We start from the raw sequence: 19,238 nt of genomic DNA on the forward strand, positions 1-19,238 counted from the left end.
TGTCGTGACCGCCGCTGCCATCGCCCCCGACCCCGACCCGGAAGTGATCGTCTTCAACCTGAAGCGGCGCTACACCGGTGTGTCGGCCACCGTCAACGCCTTGGTCCCGATCCAGGCGCGCCAGTGGCGGCTGGCCTACTGCGGCACCTCGCTGCCGCATGGCATGCCGGGCATGACGCTGCGGCAGGTCATCGCGCTGTCGCGCCGCCCGCCAGCGGGGCGGCCGTTTCGCATCTGGCACGTGCGGCGCGACCATGAGATGGCCGCGGGCCTGTGGGCGCGCGACGTGCTGCGGCTGCCGATTCGGCTCGTTTTTACGTCGGCGGCGCAACACCGGCATGGCTGGTTTCCGCGCTGGTTGATCAGCCGCATGGACGCGGTGATCGCCACCACCCCGAAAGCGGCCAGCTTCGTGCCCAACACCACGGCGGTGGTGCCGCATGGCATTGACCTGACGCGCTTTGTGCCACCGCCGGACAAGCTGATGGCGTGGCGCGACAGCGGTTTGCCGGGGCGCTACGGCATAGGTGTGTTCGGACGCGTGCGGCCCGACAAGGGCACGGACGTCTTTGTCGAGGCGATGATCGCCGCGCTGCCGCATCTGCCGGAGGTGACCGCCGTGATCGCCGGCCGGGCCATGCCGCAGCACGAGGCCTACCAACGCGAGCTGCAAGCGCGCATCGATGCCGCCGGACTGCACGAGCGGATCCGTTTTCTGGGCGAGGTGCCGGCGGCCGAGGTGCACCGCTGGTACCAGCGCTGCCTGGTCTGCGTCGCGTGCCCGCGCTACGAGCCCTTTGGCCTGACGCCGTTCGAGGCCGCGGCCGCAGGCTGTGCGCTGGTGTGTTCACGCACGGGCGCGTTTGAGGCGCTGGTGCAGCCTGGCGTCAACGGGGAGCTGGTCGACACCGGGGACGCCGCGGGGCTGGCCCAGGCCGTCCGCCGCGTGCTGACCGACCCGTTGGCGGCGCAACGCATGGGCCAAGCGGCCCGTGCGCGCGTGGCAGAGCATTTTTCGCTGGAGCGCGAGGCGGCAGGAATTGGGGCAGTCTACGAGCGCTTGTGGGCGGCGTCCCCGTCTGGCACATGAGACGCATCACCGGCACCGTCATGCCAATGGTCGGCCACCCACGCGGCGGGGCGGTTGTAATGGCGCAAATGGCGCAACAACCCCGCTTCGCGCTCGCCGCGCAAACCGGCCCGGATGTGGGCCAGCGGGGGCAATGCGGGTGCCGCCGCGTGCCAGCGCCCGGCGATGGCATCGGGCGGGTTGAGGGGACCGGGGAAGATCACCACACGGGCCTGGCGCGGCAAACGCGGGGCAAGCCAGTAGTTCAGCGGAAAAGGGGGGATGCAGTGCATTTTGAAATGGGCCACCCACCCCCGGGGCCAGAACCGCACACCGCCCGGGGCGTGGCGGGTGACAAAGCGCTGCTCGAACCGGTAGCGATCGGCAATGCCTTGTGGATCCTGCAAAAAACGCTCGCGCAAAGGGGCGAGCTTGCCCACCGGGTAGCGAAAGATCGAGGTTTGGCCCAAGCGCTCAAACGGCGTGTTCGGATTGCGTGCCAGAATGACGTCATTCGGATCGCCATACGTAAAAAACGCGTCCATCGAGCCGACCACGACGACGTCCAGGTCCAAAAACAGCACGGGGCCGCGCAGCCCCGGCAACTCGCGGTGCCACAGCCGCGACTTGCCCCAAATGCCGTAGGTGTTGCGCGGCAGTTCGCAGCCCAGCTCGGGCAGGGGCAGACACGTCACCTCGGGCCGGATGTGCCCGGGGTCATCGGTCAGGCAGTAGAAGCGAAACGGTGGCGTCGTGTGGCGGGCCACCATGGCGTAGAGCCGATTGACGTATTCGGGTCCATACTTGGTGCCCCAGCGGATGGTCAAAAATTGTTTGTCCATGGGATGATCGAAACGGGCTCCGGCAACGACCCGAGCCGGGAGTGTACCCATGTCGCGCGGCGATGCCGTGGTGTGTGAGGGCGCCAGCATGAACGGGCATGGGCAGCAACCGTTGCGTGTGCTCATGGTGGTGCACAGCCGTCAACTGGGCGGGGCGGAACGCCACGCCCTGGCGTTGTTGCTGGCGCTGCGCCGGCGCGGTTGCGACGTGTCCCTGGCGGCCCCCGCGCAAGGGTGGCTGGCGCAGGCAGCTGGCGCAGCGGGTATCCGCTGCCACGCCGTTGGCCTGCATGGCAAATTCGATGCGTTGTCGGCGTGGCGCCTGTCGCGCCTCATGCGCGCGCAGCGGCCTGATGTGGTGCATGCGCACCTGACGCGCTCGACCCACTACGCAGACTGGGGCCGACGGTGGTCGGGGCTGGCTTGTGTCCTGGTGGCCACGGCCCATGCCACCCACGCGCAGCGGCATTTTGAGCGCGCCGATCGGGTGATCGCGGTGTCGGCAGCGGTCGCGGGCGCGCTGCGGGCACGCGGCCTGGGGCCCGAGCGCATCGACACCGTGTTGCATGGCATGGCCGATCCTGGGGAGGGACCGGATGGTGCTGCCGCACCCACGGCACCGGGCGCCGCGGTGCGGCTGGGCATGCTGGCACGCTTCATCCCGGACAAGGGGCATGACACCGCCCTGCGCGTGCTGGCCGAGGTCCGCGCACGCACCGCGACCCCTGTTCAACTGCACCTGGCGGGTGATGCGCAAACACCCTGGGGGCAGCAGATGAAGCAACTGGCGCACCGGCTGGGGGTGGAGGATGCGCTGGTTTGGCACGGTCAGACCGACCGGCCCATGGAATTTCTGCGTTCCCTGGACGTGGTGCTGGTGCCGTCACGGCGTGAAGCGCTGGGACTGACGGCGGTGGAGGCGCTCGCGGTCGGGCGTCCGGTGTTGGCCTCGAATCTGGGGGGCTTGCCGGAAGTGGTGACCGATGGCGAGGTGGGCCGCCTGTTGCCGGTGGATGATGTGTCAGCCTGGGCGCAGGCCTTGTTGTCGTTGATCGACGACCCGCAGCGCCGTTTGGCTTGGGGGAGGGCGGCGCGCACGCGATTCAAGCGCCAGTTCGACCTCGAGCGCATGGTCGAACAAACCCTGGCGGTGTACCGCCGCGCGCAACGTGCCCGGGGCGTCGACGGGAGGACATAAGGCATGACGATGGCCAAAACGCGGGCGGCGCATGGCTTTGACATTCTGATGTACCACCAGGTGGGGGAGTTCGAACCGATGCGCGAGCACCGCGCGACCTACTGCCACGTGGCGCGCTTTCGGGCGCAAATGGCCTGGTTGGCGCGTTGGGGCTATCGGGTGTGTTCGCTGGCCGATGCCTGCGCCCGCTGGAGCACGGGCCAGCTCGACCGCCGCACCGTGGTATTGACGTTCGACGACGGCTACGAAAATTTCTACCAGTACGCTTGGCCGATCTTGCAGCAACACGGTTGGACGGCCACGGTCTATCTGATTGCCGGCTCGATTGGCGCAACGGCGCACTGGCTGGCACAAGCGGGCCACCCGGCGGCGCGCCTCATGGACTGGCCGCGCATTCGCGCGCTGCAGCGTGAAGGGGTGCATTTCGGTTCCCATGCGTGGCACCACCAACGCCTGGCCGGCCGCCCATGGGAGGCGCAGTGGCAGGAGTTGCGCGACAGTCGTCACGCCCTCGAGGATGGGTTGGGGGTGTCGGTACACGATGTTTGCTATCCCTACGGCAGCTACGACGCGACCACGCTCGCCGTGGCAGCGGAGACGGGTTATACGCGAGGGGTGACCTGCGTGCGGGCGCGCGTTGCGCCGGGGTGGGACCCGTTGGCACTGCCGCGCAAGGCGGTCTCGTACGGTGACAGCGCCCTGGGCATGGGGTGGAAGCTGGCCTTCAAAAATACCCCCAAGCACGAGGTGGTGATGCGGCCGGGATTTGGCGTGGAGGTGGCGTGACACATCCGGTATCATCGGCGCCGCCCTGGCCCTACCGGCTGCTGAGTGCGCTGCTGGTGCCGCTGGTGTTGGGCCGGGTGCTGTGGCGTGCGCGACGCGAACCGGCGTACGGCCAACGGTGGTGGCAGCGACTGGGGTATTACGGGCTAGACGTCCCGCCCCTGCAGGATGCCGTTTGGATCCACGCCGTCTCGCTGGGCGAGATGCGCGCGGCTGCGATCTTGCTGCAGGCCCTGCGCGCCCGGTGGCCGCAGGTGCGGGTGGTGCTCACCCACAGCACGGCCACCGGCTGGGAGGAGGGGCAGCGTTGGTGCCGCGAGGGCGACGTGCAGGTCTGGTTGCCTTGGGATTCGGCAGGCGCATGCCAGCGTTTTGTGCGCCGTTTTCGACCCCGTGTCGGGCTGCTGGTGGAAACCGAGGTGTGGCCCAACCTGGTCCATGCTGCGCATGCCGCCGGGGTACCGCTGTGGCTGATCAACGCGCGTCTGAGCGAGCGCAGTCAGGCGCGCGCGCAGCGCTGGCCGGCGCTGGCCCGCCAGGCCTACGGCGGGCTGCATGCGGTGTGGGCGCAGACCGCTGCAGACGCCGCGCGGCTGCAACGGTTGGGCGCATCGGTGACCGGCGTCATGGGTAACCTCAAGTTCGACCTCGACCCCAGCGCGTCTTTGCTGGCGCGGGGGCGGGCCTGGCGCGCCCGGCTTGCCGATGACCGCCCGATCGCGGTGTTGGCCAGCAGTCGCGACGGGGAAGAGGAACTTTGGCTGCGTACCGTGACCGCCCAGGGGGCGGCCGCTGCGGTGCGGTGGCTCATCGTGCCCCGCCACCCGCAGCGCTTCGACGCTGTGGCGCGCATGTTGCAAGCGGCCGGCTGCACGGTGGCGCGGCGCAGCCACTGGCCTGCCACCGGTGACGCGCAGTCGTGGGCAGCGGTGCGGGCGGCGGATGTCTGGCTGGGCGATACGTTGGGCGAAATGCCCGCCTACTACGCGCTGGCCGACTGGGCGTTGATGGGCGGCAGCTTCTTGCCTTACGGCGGCCAAAACCTGATCGAGGCGATTGCCTGTGGCTGCCCGGTGATTCTGGGGCCGCACACCTTCAATTTTCAGGAGGCCACGCGGGCGGCTGTCGAGGCACAAGTCGCCGTCCAGGTCGACGGCATGGCCGCAGCGGTGCGCGAGGCACTGCGATGGCGGGACGACCCTGCCTGGCCCAGGGATGCCCGCGCCCGGGCGCCGGCCTGGCTGGCGCAGCACCGCGGCGCTGCCCAGCGGTTGGTGCAGGCGCTGGAACCTTGGTTGTCCAGGCCGCCCCACGCCGCGGGCGGATCGTCAGGCGCCGTCAGCGCGCCTGCAACAGCGCGTTGATCGCCTGCACATCCTCGGGCTTGAGCACGCCGGCCGCCTGGCGCAGACGCAGGTTGCCGACCAGGACGTCGTAGCGTGCTTTGGCCAGTTGGGCCTTGGTCTGGTAGAGCTGGCTTTGGGCGTTGAGCACGTCGATGTTGATGCGCACGCCCACTTGGTAGCCGAGCTGGTTGGCTTCCAGCGCGCTTTGGCTGGAGGCTTCGGCGGCTTCGAGCGCGCGCACCTGGCCCAGGCCCGATTGCACGCCGAAGAACGCCGCGCGCGTGGCTTGGCTGACGGCGCGCAAAGCGCCTTCGACATCGTTGCGGGCCTTGTCCTCCAGGGCGACGGTTTCCTTGACGCGGTTGTCCAGCGCACCCCCGGTGTAGAGCGGCAGGTTGAACTGCACGCCGATGCTGGCGGTGTGGTTGCGCACGTAGCCGGGCACCGTGGCAACAGAGGAGGGCGCGCGGGCAAACTGATACTGCGCGACCGCGTCCAGGGTTGGCCCCTTGGCCGCTTCGGCCTTGCGCACTTCCAGCCGGGCGATGTCCAGTGCGGCTTGGGCCGCGCGCACGCTGGGGTGTTCGGCCACGGCGCGCTGCACCCAGGCCGACACGTCCGCAGGCGCCAGCGCCGGCAAGCTCACCGGGGTGGGCAGGCGCCAAGGCTGGGTGCCGCTCTTGCCCACCAGTTGGTCGAGCGCCAGCTTTTTGACGCGCAGGTCGTTTTCGGCGGCGATTTCCTGCGCCACGACGAGGTCAAAGCGCGCTTGCGCCTCGCGCGTGTCGGTGATCGTGGCCGTGCCCACTTCGAAGTTGCGCTGCGCCGCCGCCAGCTGCTCGCTGACCGCCGCTTTTTGCGCCCGTACGAAGGTCAGCGTGTCCTCCGCACCCAGCACGTCGAAGTAGGCTTGGGACAGCCGCACGATCAGGTCCTGCTCGGCGGCTTGCAACTGCGCCTCAGCGGCCTGCAGCGAGCGTTCGGCCTGCTCCACCTCCAGCCGGTTGCCCGGTCGGTACAGGGGGTGGCTGGCGGCGAGCTTGGCGGTCTGGTTGTTGAAGGTGTCGTCCAGCGCCGCCATCGAGCTGTCGCGCCGGTTGACGAACGCCTCGGCCGACAGGCCGACCGTGGGCAGCACCCGTGCGCGGGCCTGCTCGGCCTTGGCCCGGTTGGCCTCGTACTGGGCTTTGGCGGCCAGGTAGGTGGCATCGTAGGCCTGGGCCGCTTCCAACAGGGCCTGCAGGCTTTGCGCATGGGCGAGCGAGCCGGTCCCGGCCAGCACAGCGGCGGCAACGTGCCACAGGCGGGCCGGCAAACGGGCGGCGAGGCGGCGACGGGCGATGTTCGGCATGGCGTTCGTTCCCTGATGGTGTAATACAGGTGGGAGTATACGGGGAATCGCCCGCCCGTGCAGGCGGTGTTCAGTACTGGGGAATGGTCGGGTCCACTTCCGCGGCCCAGGCGTGGATGCCACCGGCGATGTTGACCACATCGTCGTAGCCCTGCCGGTGCAGGAAATACGCCACTTGCGCGCTGCGGCCCCCGTGGTGGCACAGGCAGGCGATGGGCCGGTCTTTGGGCAACTCGGCCAAGCGCGCCGGGATGCTGGCCATGGGCATGTGCCGCAGCTCAAAGCCGTCGGGGCGCACGCTGGCGGTTTGCACCTCCCACGGCTCGCGCACATCGAGCACGATGGGCTGGGCGTCGGGCGTTTGCACGCGGCACTGGCGCAACCAGTCGGTCAGCTGCGCGGGGCGGATGTGGGGCACCATGGGCGGCAGGCTCAGAAGCGGAAGCGGCTGGGTTCGGGGAAGTTGCGCAGGCGCGGGATCACGATGTCCCAGGGCTGCTCGCTGTGGTAGCTGGCCTCGCCGCTGCGTTCGACCATCGTGGCGCGCATGATCGGCTCTTCACCCACGACGGCGAACAGCCGACCGCCCACGCGCAGCAGCTCGAGCAGATCGGTGGGCACTTCGGCCACCGAGCCGCTCAAAACGATGACGTCGTACGGCGCTTCGCTGACGCAGGGGGCAAAGCGGCCGGCTGCGGCATCGGCCGTTTTGACCTGCACGTTGGTGATGCCGGCGCGGGCCAAGTTGGCGCGTGCGGTGTCGGCCAGCGTGGGGTTGATTTCGATGGTGAGCACCTGGCGCGCCAGCCGGCCCATGAGGGCGGCCATGTAGCCGGAGCCGGTGCCGATTTCGAGCACGTTGTCGGTGGGCTTGAGTGCCAAGTCCTGCAGCGTGCGGGCTTCGACCTTGGGCGCGAGCATGCACTCGCCCTCGACCGCAGGGTGCGACAGGGGGATTTCCAGGTCCGACAGCGCCAGCGCCTGGTAGGCGGGGGGCACGAAGGTTTCCCGCTTGACTTCGGCCAGCAGCGCCAGGACCGTGGCGTCGAGCACCTCCCAGGGGCGGATCTGTTGCTCGATCATGTTGAAGCGGGCTTTTTCGAAGTCGAACGCGGTCGCGCTCATGCCGTACTCCTATGGGTATGTTGGGCGGGCAATGCCATGCATTTTACCGAAGGCCACCGATTCAGGCGCCGCGCTCGAGCGCGGCGCGCAGTCGGTACAGGGCCTCCAGCGCATCGCGCGGGCTCAGCGCGTCCGGATCCAGCTCGGCCAGCTGCTGCAGCACGGGGTGTTCGTCGGGCGGGCTGGGCAGCGGCTCGGGCGCCGGGGCAAAGAGGTCGATTTGCTGCTGCGCGCGCGCGCTTTGCGCCTCCAGCTGCGCCAGCGCATGGCGCGCCTGCTGCACCACCGCCGTCGGCACGCCCGCCAGCCGCGCGACCTGCACGCCGTAGCTGCGGCTCGCGGGCCCGGGTTCGATTTGGTGCAAAAACACGATCTCACGTCCCTTGCCCTCTACCGCGCTGACGTGTACGTTGACCGCGCCCGGATGGCGGGCGGGGAACTCGGTCAGTTCAAAGTAGTGCGTCGCAAACAGCGTGAAGGCGCGTACTTTGTCGTGCAGGTAGGAGGCTATCGCGCCGGCCAGCGCCAACCCGTCGAAGGTGGAGGTGCCGCGGCCGATTTCGTCCATCAGCACCAGGCTGTGCTCGGTGGCGCCGTGCAGGATCTGCGCCGCCTCGGTCATCTCCAGCATGAAGGTGGACTGCGCGTTGGCCAGGTCGTCGGCAGCGCCGATGCGGGTGTGGATGGCGTCGATCGGCCCCAGGCGGCAGCTCTGCGCCGGCACGTAGCTGCCGATGCTGGCCAGCAACACGATCAGGGCCACTTGCCGCATGTAGGTGGATTTGCCACCCATGTTGGGGCCGGTGATGATTTGCAGCCGCGTGCGCGCGTCCAGCACCGTGTCGTTGGGGATGAAAGGGCCGGCGCCGGTTTCGCGCAGGCGTGCTTCCACCACCGGGTGGCGGCCTTGGCGAATTTCGATGCGTGGCTCGGGCACGAAGGTTGGCGCCTGCCACTCCAGGGTCAGCGAGCGTTCGGCCAGCGCCGCCAGCACGTCCAGCGTGGCCAGCGCGCGTGCCAGGGTGCCCAGCGCGGGCACGTAGGGCTGCAGCTCGTCGAGCAGGCGTTCGTAGAGCCATTTTTCGCGCGCCAGCGCGCGCTCCTGGGCCGACAGGGCTTTGTCCTCGAAGGCCTTGAGCTCGGGCGTGATGAAGCGCTCGGCGTTTTTGAGCGTTTGGCGGCGCCGGTAGTCGTCGGGCACCTTGTCGAGCTGGCCCTGCGTGACCTCGATGTAGAAACCGTGCACCTTGTTGTACTGCACGCGCAGGTTGGCGATGCCGGTGCGGGCGCGCTCGCGTGCTTCCAGGTCGAGCAAAAAGGCGTCGGCGTTGGCCTGGATGGCGCGCAGTTCGTCCAGTTCGGCGTCATAGCCGGGGGCGATGACGCCACCGTCGCGGATCAGGGCCGCCGGCTCGGGCAGCAGGGCGCGTTGCAGCAGGTGCGCCACCGCCAGGGGCGGGCGCAGGTCCGTGGCGACGCGCGCCAGCAGCGCGCTGGCGTGGGCAGCGGTCAGGGCCGCCAACGCTTGGGCCAGATGGTCGGCGCGTTGCAGGGTTTGCGCCAGCCCCACCAACTCGCGCGGGCGTGCTTGGCGCAGCGCGATGCGCGCCGCCAGGCGTTCGACGTCGCTCAGGCCGCGCAGGCCGCGGCGCAGGTCGTCAGGGCCGTGGGTGCGCAGCACGCCGATGGCATCGAGCCGTTCGCGCGCCACGGTGCGCTCGCGCGGCGGCTCCAGCAGCCAGCGCCGCAGCAGGCGACTGCCCATACCCGTGGCACAGGTATCGAGCAGCGACAACAGGGTGGGCGCGGGCTCTCCACGCAGGGTTTGGGTGAGTTCCAGGTTGCGGCGCGTGGTCGCCGGCAGCTCGATCCATTCCTGCGGGCGCACCACGCGCAGGGCGCGCACATGCCCCAGCTGCCGCCCTTGCGTGTGCTCGGCATAGTCCAGCAGGGCCGAGGCGGCGGCATGGGCCTCGGCCAAGTCTTGCGCGCCCCAGCCGGCCAGGGTGGCGGCCTGCAACTGTTCGCACAGCTTGCGCTGGCCCAGCGCCGCATCGAACACCCAGGCCGGTCGCACCGTCAGGGCCGGGCGCACGCTCGTGGCCACCGCGTCGAGCCAGGCGCGCAGCTCGGCCTCGGCCGCCGGGGCCAGGTCACCGCCGTGCAGCACCTCGTGCGGCGCCAGCCGCTGCAGCCAGCCGCGCAACGCCGCCCAGTCGCACTCGGCCAGGTGCACCGTGCCTTCGGTGACGGCCAGCCAGGCCAGACCGCAGCGCCGCCGCGCGCCCAGGTGCACCGCGAGCAGCAGCGCGTCCGTTTTGTCGGCCAGCAGTTCGCTCTCGGTCAGCGTGCCTGGGGTCACCACGCGCACCACCTGCCGCTCCACCGGCCCTTTGGCGCTGGAGACGTCGCCCACCTGCTCGCAAATCGCCACCGATTCGCCCAGGCGGATCAGGCGCGCGAGATACGTCTCCACCGAATGGACCGGGACACCGGCCATCACCACCGGCGCACCGGCCGACTGGCCGCGCGTGGTCAGCGTGATGTCGAGCAGCCGCGCCGCCCGGTGGGCGTCGTCGTAGAACAGCTCGTAAAAATCCCCCATGCGGTAAAACACCAGCGTGTGGGGGTAGTCGGCCTTGATGCGCAGCCACTGCTGCATCATCGGCGTGTGGGCCTCCAGCGGCGCGGGGGGCGCGCCGCCGGGGGCGGGAGCGTCCGCTGCTAGGGTCGTGGTCGCCATTGTCCGCCGGGACCACTCACCACGGGGCGTCGGTGCTGCCAGCGGCGTCTGCGCCGGGGGTGTCGTCCGCCGCGCGCGCATCGGCGGCGGGGGCGCGCGGCGCGTCTGTCCCCATCTGAGCATCCAGCGCCATCTTGTCACGCACCGGGGCGAACTTGCTGTACTTGCTCAGCACGCCCACCAACTGGCCGTAGATGCGCGGGTTGGCTGCCAAGCATTCCTTTTGTTCCAGGAAGTCGGCCTCGCCGGTGAAATTGCCCACCAGCCCGCCGGCCTCGGTCACCAGCAGCGCGCCAGCCGCCACGTCCCAGGGGCTCAGGCCCATTTCAAAGAAGCCGTCGCTAAAGCCTGCCGCCACATAAGCCAGATCCAGCGCGGCAGAGCCCGGCCGGCGCAGGCCGGCGACGCGCGGCATCACCTCGCCAAACATGCGCAGGTAGGTCTGAAACGCGTCGCCCGGGCGGAAGGGAAAGCCCGTGCTCAACAGGCAGTCGCGCAATTGCACGCGCCGCGCCACGCGGATGCGGCGGTCGTTGAGGTAGGCCCCCCGCCCCTTGCTGGCGGTAAAGAGGTCGTTGCGGGTGGGATCGTAAATGACGGCTTGCTCCAGACGCCCATCCACCATCAGCGCGATGCTGACGCAGTACACCGGAAAGCCGTGGATGAAATTGGTGGTGCCGTCCAGTGGATCGATGATCCAGGTGAAGGCGCGGCCTTTGCCCTTGCCCTCCCGGCGGCCGGATTCCTCTGCCCAGATGCCGTGCTCGGGGTAGGCACCGAGCAGCGTGTCGATGATGGCGGCTTCGGCCGCGTGGTCGACCTCGGTGACGAAATCGTTGGTCTGCTTGGCGCCGACACGCAGGGTGTCGAGGTCGAGCGAGGCCCGGTTGATGAGGGCGCCAGCGGCGCGCGCGGCCTTGATGGCCACGTTGAGCATGGGGTGGAGGTGGGAGGACATGAATTGTGGGCAAGAGCGACGGGAGCTGCGCGATGGCAGCGACAATAGCGGGATTCTACCGGTGCCCCCGTGTTTCGCCAAACCGTGAGCCAGGACCTTCCGACCCGTTTCGTCCTCATCGAACCCAGCCACGCAGGCAACGTGGGGGCGGCGGCGCGCGCGCTCAAGGTCATGGGCTTTGACGACCTGGTGCTGGTGCGCCCGCGCTGGCCGGACGTGCTGCAGCGCCCCGAGGCCATCGAGCGCGCCAGCGGCGCCACCGACGTGCTTGCACGCGCGCGCCTGGTCGAGACCCTGGACGCGGCGCTGGAGGGTATGACCCACCTGTGCGCCACCGCCATGACGCCACGCGATTTTGGCCCCCCGGTGGCGGCCCCGCGCGACCACCTGGCGGCGCTGGCGCCGCGCATGCGTGCGGCGTCGACGGGTGGCGTGGCGTTTTTGTTTGGGCCCGAGCGCTACGGCATGGCCAACGAGGATGTGTACCGCTGCCACGTGTGTCTGCGCATCCCGACCGCACCGGACTATGGGTCGCTCAACCTGGCAGCGGCGGTGCAGCTGATCGCCTACGAGTGGCGGCTGGCCCTGGGCGGCATTGGGGCCATGCCGGCGCGGGCGCGCGCGCGCGGCCCCATGGCCGAACCGCCAGCAGATGCCCCCGCGGTTTCGGCCATGCTGGCGCACTGGGAGGAGGCGTTGGTGGCCGTGGGCTTTTTGGATCCGGCCGCGCCCAAAAAACTGATGCCGCGGTTGCGGCGCCTGCTCCAGCGCGCCGCGCCCACCGTGCCCGAAGTCCACATCCTGCGCGGGGTGGCGCGGGCCATGATCGACGCCGCGCGCGGCGTCAGGCGCTAGACTCAGGTTTTGCTCCTTTGCCCTCGACCATGTTCCGACGCCTCAAAGCCGATATCGACGCCATCCTCGAGCGGGATCCGGCCGCGCGCTCGCGCTGGGAGGTCGTGACGTGCTACCCGGGCTTGCACGCCATCGTGCTGCACCGCCTGGCGCATGCGTGCTGGCGCGCGGGCTGGAAATGGCTGGGGCGCTGGATTTCCCACTGGAACCGCTGGCTCACCGGCATCGAAATCCACCCCGGTGCGCGCATCGGCGAGCGCGTCTTCATCGACCACGGCATGGGGGTGGTGATCGGCGAAACCGCCGAGGTGGGCGACGGCTGCACCATCTACCACGGCGTGACGCTGGGTGGCACGTCGCTCTACAAGGGCGCCAAACGCCACCCCACGCTGGGGCGCAACGTGATCGTCGGCGCCGGCGCCAAGGTGCTGGGGGGCTTTACCGTGGGCGACGGGGCCAAGATTGGCAGCAACGCCGTGGTGACCAAGCCGGTGCCGGCCGGTGCGACGGCCGTGGGCAACCCGGCGCGCATCATCGTTGCCGATGCCGACGAAAAGCGCGAGGCCGCCGCGGCGAAAATGGGGTTTTCGGCGTACGGCGTGACGCAAAACGACGACCCGCTGAGCCAGGCGCTGCGCGGCCTGATCGACAACGCCGCCGCGCACGAGCACCAGATCGCGCTGTTGTGGCAGGCGATCGAAAAGCTCGTCTGCGCGCAGCGCGGCGACTGCGTGCCGGCCGAGGCGGCCAAGACGGAGCATTTCGAAGCCGAGCGGCTCAATCAACTGCTGGGCAAGTGACGCCGGCGCTGCTGGTCCAACGCACGCAGTCGCGCCCGGCTGCTTTGGCCGCGTAGAGGGCGGCGTCGGCCTGCGCCAGCACGCTGGCGGCGGTTGCGCTGGGGTCGGTGCTGGTGACGCCGCCCACGCTGATCGTCACGGGCACCACCAGGCCGTCCGGGGTTTGCAGCGGCGTGCGGGCGACCGCTTCGCGCAATTTCCAGGCCACTTTCTGTGCCGCGTCGGCCCCCGTGTCGGGCAGCAGCACGACGAATTCCTCGCCCCCCATGCGGCCAAAGTGGTCCGTGGCGCGCAGGTGCTGCTGCACCGTGCGCACGACATGCTGCAGCACGGCGTCGCCGGTGGCGTGTCCGTGGGTGTCGTTGACCTGTTTGAAGTGGTCCAGATCGAGCGAGAGCACCGTCAGCGGCCGGCCCTGGCGGCGCATGCGCCGCAACTCGTCGTCCAGCAATTCCAGCAGCCGCCGGCGGTTGGCGATGCCGGTCAAGGCATCGGTGATGACCAAGCGCTGCAACTCGCGGTTGATGGCTGTCAGCGCGACGCGATGCTGCCGGGCCTGCCACAGCGCGGTTGCGAGCAACACCAGCGCCGTCAACACCGCGACGGCCAAGCCCGACCCGAGGCCGAACAGCAAGCGCCGTTGGCGCTCCACATCGTCGATCCAACTGGCTGGCTGCAGCACGTGCACGTGCAGCAGGCCGTCGAAGACGTCGCTGCGTGCCTCCAGCACCGGCGTGCCCTCGCCCGCGCGTGCCAGCCACCACAGGCCGGGCAGCGGGCCTGGCTGCCACGGCCACAGCTGCGGTGGCCGGTCGCCGTAGAGCGGCCAGTCGACGTCGGCGGGCGGCGGCCAGCTGGTTTGTGCACCAGCCGCTGAAACCGCCACCGCGGCTCGCGGCTGAGCACCACCACCCCGTGCGCATCGCTGACGATGGCGCCGGCGGCCGCGGTGGGCAGCAGGCTTTCGTCGAGGATGATCGACACCCCCACATACCCCACGAAGTGGCCATCCACCTGCACCGGCTCGGCAAACACCACGCTGCGCCGTCCCGTCGTCTCGCCGACCATGAACAGGTGCGCCGACCGCCCTTCGCGCGTGGCCACATGCAGCGGCCCATCACGGTATCGATTGCCCACAAAGGAGGGAATGCCCGGTGGCTCGCCTGCGGCCACCACCGTCCCCTCGCGGTCGGCCACGGCGATCAGGCCAAGGCCCAGCTCACGCACGACGATGTCCAAGCGCGCATCCAGCCGCTGCTGCCGTTCGACCACGCCGGCGGCCATGGGGTTGCGTGCCCGTTCGTCGAGCAGCGCGCGCACGTCGCCGCCCTGTGAAAAACTGACCGCGACCCCCTGGGCCAGCGCCAGGCGTTGCGTCAACACGGTGGCGGTGGCCGACGCCAGCATCTGCGCGCGGGCGCGTTCCGTGTCGAGTTCACGCGTCCATTGGTTGTCGGCCCACCAGCGGCTGGCCGCGTGGACGCCCCACAGGGCCACCGCAATCAGCGCCACCGTCACCGCCACGCCAGCCGCCCAAACGCGCCAGAGCGGCTGCGCGGGTGCTGCGAGGTTGGGGACGGGTGAGGGGTCCACGGCAGGGGTTCAGGTGGCGCGGGGCGGCCGCACGGCCGACTTCGGCCGGAAGGCGGCGCACACGGCGGGGTCGGTTTCCAGGTAGGGGCCGCCGATGAGGTCGATGCAGTAGGGGACAGCGGCGAAGATGCCGTGCACGACCGGTTGGCCATCGGCGTCGCGCAAACCCTCCAGCGTCTCGGCGATCGACTTGGGCTGGCCGGGCAGGTTGATGATCAGGCTGCGCCCGCGTATCACAGCCACCTGCCGCGACAAGATGGCCGTGGGCACGAAGCGCAGGCTGATTTGGCGCATCTGCTCGCCAAAGCCCGGCATTTCTTTGTCGGCAATGGCCAGTGTCGCCTCCGGCGTGACGTCGCGCGGCGCCGGCCCGGTGCCGCCCGTGGTCAGGATCAGGCTGCAGCCGTGTTGGTCGGCCAATTCGACCAGCGTGGCGCTGATGCGCTCGCGCTCGTCGGGGATCAGGCGCTCGACGAAGGTGATCGGATTTTTCAGTGCCCGGCCCAGCCAATCGCGCAGCGCCGGCAGGCCCTTGTCCTCGTAGACGCCGCTGCTGGCGCGGTCGCTGATCGAGACGATGCCAATGGTGACGGGGTCGAAAGCGTTCATGGTCAGGGTTGTGCAGTGGGCGCGTCGGCGGAACGGGCGTCCAGCGCCGCGCGTATGTGCTGAAACAGTTCGCGGTAGGCCCGGCCTTGGCGTTGGGCCTGGCCGGGTGCCGGCGCGGCGCGGGTCTGCGCGTCTTTGCGCGCCTGGCGGATCAGGGCGCGCAGGCGCTGCCAGTCGCCGCCGGGCTCGACCTCGCGCCACGCCTCCAGGGCCGTGTCGTCGGCGAGCAGCCGCTCGCGCCAGCGTTCGGCCTCGTGCAGACGCTGCGTTTCGGCGGCACTGCCCTGGTGCTGCTCGGCCACGGCCGCCTCGATGGCGCTGACCTGCGCCTCGTCCAACTGGCGCATGAGCTTGCCCACGTACTGCAGCTGGCGGCGCTTGCCCTCGAAGTCGTCGATGCGCTTGGCCTCGGCGACGGCGTCGAGCAGCGACTCCGGCAGGGCCAGCCGCTGCAACAGCGACGCCTTGAGGCTGAGCAGCTGCTCGCCCACCGCCTGCAGGTGGGCGCTGCGTTTTTTCAGGTCGGTCTTGCTTTGCTCGGCGTCCCACTTGGCGGTACGCTTGAGCTCGGCGTCTTCCTCGCTGCCGTAGGCAACGAAGTGACCCTTGACGAAATACCCTTTGGGCGGCTTGCGTGGCATGCCCGCTATCATAGCCAGCCACATGAAAGCCACCCATTCCCAGGCCCCTCGGGCCGCAGCCGGTGCGCAGACCGGCTTTCAATTCTCGCAAGAGCAATTCCAGGCGCTGGCCGACCTGGCGCTGCAACACGCCCGGGCGCTGGGCGTGGCCGATGCCGCGGTCGAAGTCTCCGAGGGCAGCGGCCTGAGCGTTTCGGTGCGTTGCGGCGCGCTCGAAAACGTCGAGCGCAACCGCGACAAGTCGCTGGGCATCACCGTCTACCTGGGGCAGCGGCGCGGCAACGCTTCGACATCGGACTTTTCCGCCGAGGCCATCCGCCGCACGGTGCAGGCGGCCTACGACATCGCTCGCTACACCGCCGAGGACCCGGCCGCCGGCCTGCCCGACGAGATCGACATCGCCAACGACTACCCCGATCTGGCGCTGTTTCACCCCTGGCCGATCACGGCCGAGCAGGCGGTGGAGCTGGCGTTGCGCTGCGAGGCGGCGGCGTTTGCCGTCAGCCCGCGCATCACCAACAGCGAGGGGGCGGCCGTCTCGGCGCAGCAGTCGCATTTCTGGGCCGAGCACATGCGTGGTGGCGAGCGTGGCCGGCAGGGCATTTTCGCGGGGGGCTACGCCAGCTCGCGCCACAGCCTGTCGGTCTCGCCGATTGCCGGCAAGGGCGATGGCATGCAGCGCGACTACTGGTACAGCTCGATGCGCAACCCGGCCGAGCTGGCCAGCCCCGAGGCGGTGGGCCGCTACGCCGCCGAGCGGGCGCTGGCGCGTCTGAAGCCGCGCAAGATTGCCACCACCGAGTGCCCGGTGCTGTTCGAAGCGCCGCTGGCAGCGGGGCTGCTGGGCGCCTTCGTGCAGGCGGTCAGCGGCGGGGCGCTCTACCGGCGCACCACCTTTTTGCCCGACAGCCTGGGGCGGCAGATTTTCCCGGCGCACATCGACATCCAGGAGGATCCGCACCTGCTGGGCGGCAAGGGCAGTGCGCCGTTTGACGACGAAGGCGTGCGCACGCTGGCACGCCCCGTGGTCAGCGCCGGGTGCGTCAAGGGCTATTTTCTGAGCACGTATTCGGCGCGCAAGCTGGGCATGCGCACCACCGGTAACGCCGGCGGATCGCACAACCTGTTGATGACCAGCCGCCTGACCGAACCGGGCGACGACCTGCCGGCGATGCTGCGCAAACTGGGCCGCGGTCTGTTCGTCACCGAGCTGATGGGGCAGGGGGTCAACCCCGTGACCGGCGACTATTCGCGTGGCGCATCCGGTTTTTGGGTCGAGGACGGCGTGATCGCCTACCCCGTGGCGGAGATCACCATCGCCGGCAACCTCAAGGACATGTTCCGCGGCATCGTGGCCATTGGCGCGGACGTCTACAACCTGGGCGCGAAGAACGTCGGCTCGGTGTTGATCGAGCGCATGACGGTGGCCGGAAGCTGATCCGCCGTAACGGGCTTGGCTGCGCCGGCTACCATCGCACCATGGCGCGTTACCACTTCACCTGCGAGGCCCAGCCGCAATACCTGCCGCAGCACTCTTCGCCTGCGGACGGCATCTACCGCTTTGCCTACACCATCACCATCTGCAACGTGGGGGAGGTGGCCGCGCAGCTCATCGCCCGCCATTGGGAGATCGAGGACGCCAACGGCGACACCCAGGTCGTGGACGGGCTGGGCGTGGTCGGGCAGCAACCCCTGTTGCACCCGGGTGAGTCGTTTCGCTACACCAGTTCGGCCGAATTGCGCACCCCCATGGGCATCATGACCGGCCACTATTTTTGCGTGGCGGTCGATGGCACCCGTTTTGAGGCAGCGATTGCGCCCTTTGTGCTGCGCGCCGATCGCCGGTGATGCGCCTGGCGCCAGGTGGTGGTGCCCGACCCAAGAAAAAACGGCTTGCACCCGGGCGGGCACAAGCCGTTTGGTGTGTGGTCGGCGTGGCGGGATTCGAACTCGCGACCCCTTGCACCCCATGCAAGTGCGCTACCAGGCTGCGCTACACGCCGAGAACCGAAATTATAAGCGGTTTTCGGTGCCGATGGCGGCCGGGGCCGCCGAGTCGGTATCGAGCAGCGCACGAATGGCGCGCAGCTCGGCCAGCAGGGCGCGGCGCTGGTCGGCATCGGGCGCAGCACCCACAAGCGAGGCCGCGGCGTCGACGCTGGCGGCGAGTGCGGGCGGCGGGGCATCATCGGCCAGCGCAGGGCCCGTCTTGCGCGCGCGTTCCTGCTGGGCCAGCTCGGCCAGCCGGTTGCGCGCCCCGTGGATGGTAAAGCCCTGGTCGTACAGCAGCTCGCGGATGCGCCGGATCATCAGCACTTCATGGTGCTGGTAGTAGCGCCGGTTGCCACGGCGCTTCATGGGCCGCAGTTGGGTGAATTCCTGCTCCCAGTAGCGCAGCACGTGGGGTTTGACGCCGCACAGCTCGCTGACCTCGCCGATGGTGAAGTAGCGCTTGGGTGGAATGGGGGGCAGGGCGTCTTGGCTGGACATGGTGGCGGAACGTCGAAACCCGCAAATTTACCGCAACGCGCCTCAGAGGCCCATGATTTCCGGGCCGCCTTTGGCCAACGCGCGCTGGTACGCCGGCCGGGCGCGGTAGCGCTCGCGGTAGGCCGCCACGGCGGGAAAGCGCGCCGCCGCCTGCGTCCCCCCCAGGGCCAGGGCGGCTTCGACCGCAAAGCTCATCTGGAAGTCCGCCAGGGCCAGCCGCTGTCCGGTCAGCCACGGCCGCTCGCGCAGCGTGTGCTCCAGCAGCCCGAGTGCCGCGTCGATGTTGGGCTCGACGAAGCGTTGCAGCACCTGTTGGCTGATCGCACGCGCGATCGGACGCGCAAAAAACGGCATGCGCTGCTTGGGGATGTTGACGAACACCAGTTTCATCACCACCCAGTTCATCAGCGAGCCCTCCGCAAAGTGCATCCAGAACCGGTTGTCGCGCTGCGCGGCGCTGCCCGCGGGGGGCACCAGGTCGCGCAGTTCGCCCTGCGGCGCTGGCGCGAAGGTTGCGGCCAGGTATTCCAGGATCGCGCCCGACTCGGCCACCGTGACGTCACCGTGGGTGATGACCGGGGCCTTGCCCAACGGATGGACGGCCTTGAGTTCGGGTGGCGCCAGCCGCGTGCGCGCATCCCGGCGGTACAGGCGCAGCTCGTAGGGCACGCCCAGCTCTTCGAGCAGCCACAGCACGCGGTGCGAGCGGGAATGTTCCAGGTGGTGGACGACGAGGGCGGTCAAGGCAATGGCTCCGGTGGGTCAGCGCGACCGTATCAGGGCATCGAGCCGCTGGGCGTCGGCGCAGAACAGGCGTATGCCCTCGGCCAGC

Annotated in this window: 20 protein-coding genes and 1 tRNA gene; 9 read left to right on the plus strand and 12 right to left on the minus strand. The window is 69.6% G+C overall.

The window, feature by feature from the left end:
• Positions 1-4: 4 nt before the first annotated feature.
• Positions 5-1,090, plus strand: a complete 1,086-nt coding sequence (locus Tther_RS03980) for a glycosyltransferase family 4 protein (RefSeq protein ID WP_246098902.1) — start codon at positions 5-7, stop codon at positions 1,088-1,090.
• On the opposite strand, the gene Tther_RS03985 is transcribed toward Tther_RS03980, so the two are convergent.
• The gene (locus tag Tther_RS03985; RefSeq protein ID WP_143901168.1) at positions 1,051-1,911 is read right to left on the minus strand and encodes a glycosyl transferase; all 861 of its coding nucleotides are present in this window, start codon (positions 1,909-1,911) and stop codon (positions 1,051-1,053) included. The two genes, Tther_RS03980 and Tther_RS03985, sit on opposite strands and share 40 nt — an antisense overlap.
• Positions 1,912-1,960: 49 nt before the next feature.
• Here Tther_RS03985 and Tther_RS03990 point away from each other — a divergent pair, with 49 nt between their 5' ends.
• Genes Tther_RS03990 through Tther_RS04000 form a run of 3 tightly spaced genes read left to right on the plus strand, consistent with a single transcriptional unit; the run spans position 1,961 to position 5,259 of the window.
• Complete coding sequence (locus tag Tther_RS03990) at positions 1,961-3,109, plus strand: glycosyltransferase family 4 protein (RefSeq protein WP_143901170.1); 1,149 nt, start codon at positions 1,961-1,963, stop codon at positions 3,107-3,109.
• A gap of 3 nt (positions 3,110-3,112) precedes the next feature.
• On the plus strand, positions 3,113-3,895 hold the full coding sequence (locus tag Tther_RS03995) for a polysaccharide deacetylase family protein (protein WP_246098903.1): 783 nt from the start codon (positions 3,113-3,115) through the stop codon (positions 3,893-3,895).
• The gene (locus Tther_RS04000; protein ID WP_246098904.1) at positions 3,892-5,259 is read left to right on the plus strand and encodes a 3-deoxy-D-manno-octulosonic acid transferase; all 1,368 of its coding nucleotides are present in this window, start codon (positions 3,892-3,894) and stop codon (positions 5,257-5,259) included. Before Tther_RS03995 ends, Tther_RS04000 begins: the two co-directional genes overlap by 4 nt.
• On the opposite strand, the gene Tther_RS04005 is transcribed toward Tther_RS04000, so the two are convergent.
• The 5 genes from Tther_RS04005 to Tther_RS04025 form a co-directional block, all read right to left on the minus strand.
• Entirely contained in the window at positions 5,234-6,592 is a 1,359-nt protein-coding gene (locus Tther_RS04005; RefSeq protein WP_143901172.1) for a TolC family outer membrane protein, read from the minus strand. The genes Tther_RS04000 and Tther_RS04005 overlap by 26 nt on opposite strands.
• A gap of 70 nt (positions 6,593-6,662) precedes the next feature.
• Entirely contained in the window at positions 6,663-7,013 is a 351-nt protein-coding gene (locus tag Tther_RS04010; RefSeq protein WP_143901174.1) for a rhodanese-like domain-containing protein, read from the minus strand.
• A gap of 11 nt (positions 7,014-7,024) precedes the next feature.
• Complete coding sequence (locus Tther_RS04015; protein ID WP_143901176.1) at positions 7,025-7,717, minus strand: protein-L-isoaspartate O-methyltransferase family protein; 693 nt, start codon at positions 7,715-7,717, stop codon at positions 7,025-7,027.
• A gap of 61 nt (positions 7,718-7,778) precedes the next feature.
• A complete protein-coding gene (gene mutS / locus Tther_RS04020) occupies positions 7,779-10,460 on the minus strand; it encodes a DNA mismatch repair protein MutS (RefSeq protein ID WP_425472799.1) in 2,682 nt (893 codons plus the stop codon).
• A 16-nt stretch (positions 10,461-10,476) separates the two neighbouring features.
• Positions 10,477-11,418, minus strand: a complete 942-nt coding sequence (locus Tther_RS04025; RefSeq protein WP_143901180.1) for an inositol monophosphatase family protein — start codon at positions 11,416-11,418, stop codon at positions 10,477-10,479.
• Between the two features lie 84 nt (positions 11,419-11,502).
• On the opposite strand from Tther_RS04025, the gene Tther_RS04030 reads away from it, so the two are divergent.
• Complete coding sequence (locus Tther_RS04030) at positions 11,503-12,273, plus strand: RNA methyltransferase (RefSeq protein WP_143901215.1); 771 nt, start codon at positions 11,503-11,505, stop codon at positions 12,271-12,273.
• 29 nt (positions 12,274-12,302) lie between these two features.
• Positions 12,303-13,073: a serine O-acetyltransferase gene (gene cysE, locus Tther_RS04035; protein WP_143901182.1), complete on the plus strand. Its 771-nt coding sequence runs from the start codon at positions 12,303-12,305 to the stop codon at positions 13,071-13,073.
• On the opposite strand, the gene Tther_RS04040 is transcribed toward cysE, so the two are convergent.
• Positions 13,051-13,959 carry a GGDEF domain-containing protein gene (locus Tther_RS04040; protein WP_143901184.1) on the minus strand — a complete coding sequence of 303 codons (909 nt, stop codon included), beginning with the start codon at positions 13,957-13,959 and terminating at the stop codon, positions 13,051-13,053. The two genes, cysE and Tther_RS04040, sit on opposite strands and share 23 nt — an antisense overlap.
• Before the next feature lie 29 nt (positions 13,960-13,988).
• Here Tther_RS04040 and Tther_RS04045 point away from each other — a divergent pair, with 29 nt between their 5' ends.
• Positions 13,989-14,408: a hypothetical protein gene (locus Tther_RS04045; RefSeq protein ID WP_143901186.1), complete on the plus strand. Its 420-nt coding sequence runs from the start codon at positions 13,989-13,991 to the stop codon at positions 14,406-14,408.
• A gap of 267 nt (positions 14,409-14,675) precedes the next feature.
• Here Tther_RS04045 and mog read toward each other — a convergent pair whose 3' ends face one another.
• Both mog and yjgA read right to left on the minus strand, forming a co-directional pair.
• On the minus strand, positions 14,676-15,275 hold the full coding sequence (gene mog / locus Tther_RS04050; protein WP_143901188.1) for a molybdopterin adenylyltransferase: 600 nt from the start codon (positions 15,273-15,275) through the stop codon (positions 14,676-14,678).
• A gap of 2 nt (positions 15,276-15,277) precedes the next feature.
• Positions 15,278-15,916 (minus strand): ribosome biogenesis factor YjgA, encoded by a 639-nt coding sequence (gene yjgA / locus Tther_RS04055; protein WP_143901190.1) that lies wholly within the window; start codon positions 15,914-15,916, stop codon positions 15,278-15,280.
• A gap of 22 nt (positions 15,917-15,938) precedes the next feature.
• Here yjgA and pmbA point away from each other — a divergent pair, with 22 nt between their 5' ends.
• Positions 15,939-17,354, plus strand: a complete 1,416-nt coding sequence (pmbA, locus tag Tther_RS04060; RefSeq protein ID WP_143901192.1) for a metalloprotease PmbA — start codon at positions 15,939-15,941, stop codon at positions 17,352-17,354.
• A gap of 41 nt (positions 17,355-17,395) precedes the next feature.
• Positions 17,396-17,764: a Co2+/Mg2+ efflux protein ApaG gene (gene apaG, locus Tther_RS04065; protein ID WP_143901195.1), complete on the plus strand. Its 369-nt coding sequence runs from the start codon at positions 17,396-17,398 to the stop codon at positions 17,762-17,764.
• Positions 17,765-17,842: 78 nt separating this feature from the next.
• Here apaG and Tther_RS04070 read toward each other — a convergent pair.
• The 3 genes from Tther_RS04070 to Tther_RS04080 form a co-directional block, all read right to left on the minus strand.
• A tRNA-Pro gene (locus Tther_RS04070) sits at positions 17,843-17,919 on the minus strand.
• 10 nt (positions 17,920-17,929) lie between these two features.
• Positions 17,930-18,406 carry a MerR family transcriptional regulator gene (locus Tther_RS04075; protein WP_143901197.1) on the minus strand — a complete coding sequence of 159 codons (477 nt, stop codon included), beginning with the start codon at positions 18,404-18,406 and terminating at the stop codon, positions 17,930-17,932.
• A gap of 42 nt (positions 18,407-18,448) precedes the next feature.
• Positions 18,449-19,150: a glutathione S-transferase family protein gene (locus tag Tther_RS04080; RefSeq protein WP_143901199.1), complete on the minus strand. Its 702-nt coding sequence runs from the start codon at positions 19,148-19,150 to the stop codon at positions 18,449-18,451.
• Positions 19,151-19,238: the final 88 nt, after the last annotated feature.

It is taken from the genome of Tepidimonas thermarum, from assembly GCF_007556705.1.
GTDB lineage: Bacteria > Pseudomonadota > Gammaproteobacteria > Burkholderiales > Burkholderiaceae_C > Tepidimonas > Tepidimonas thermarum.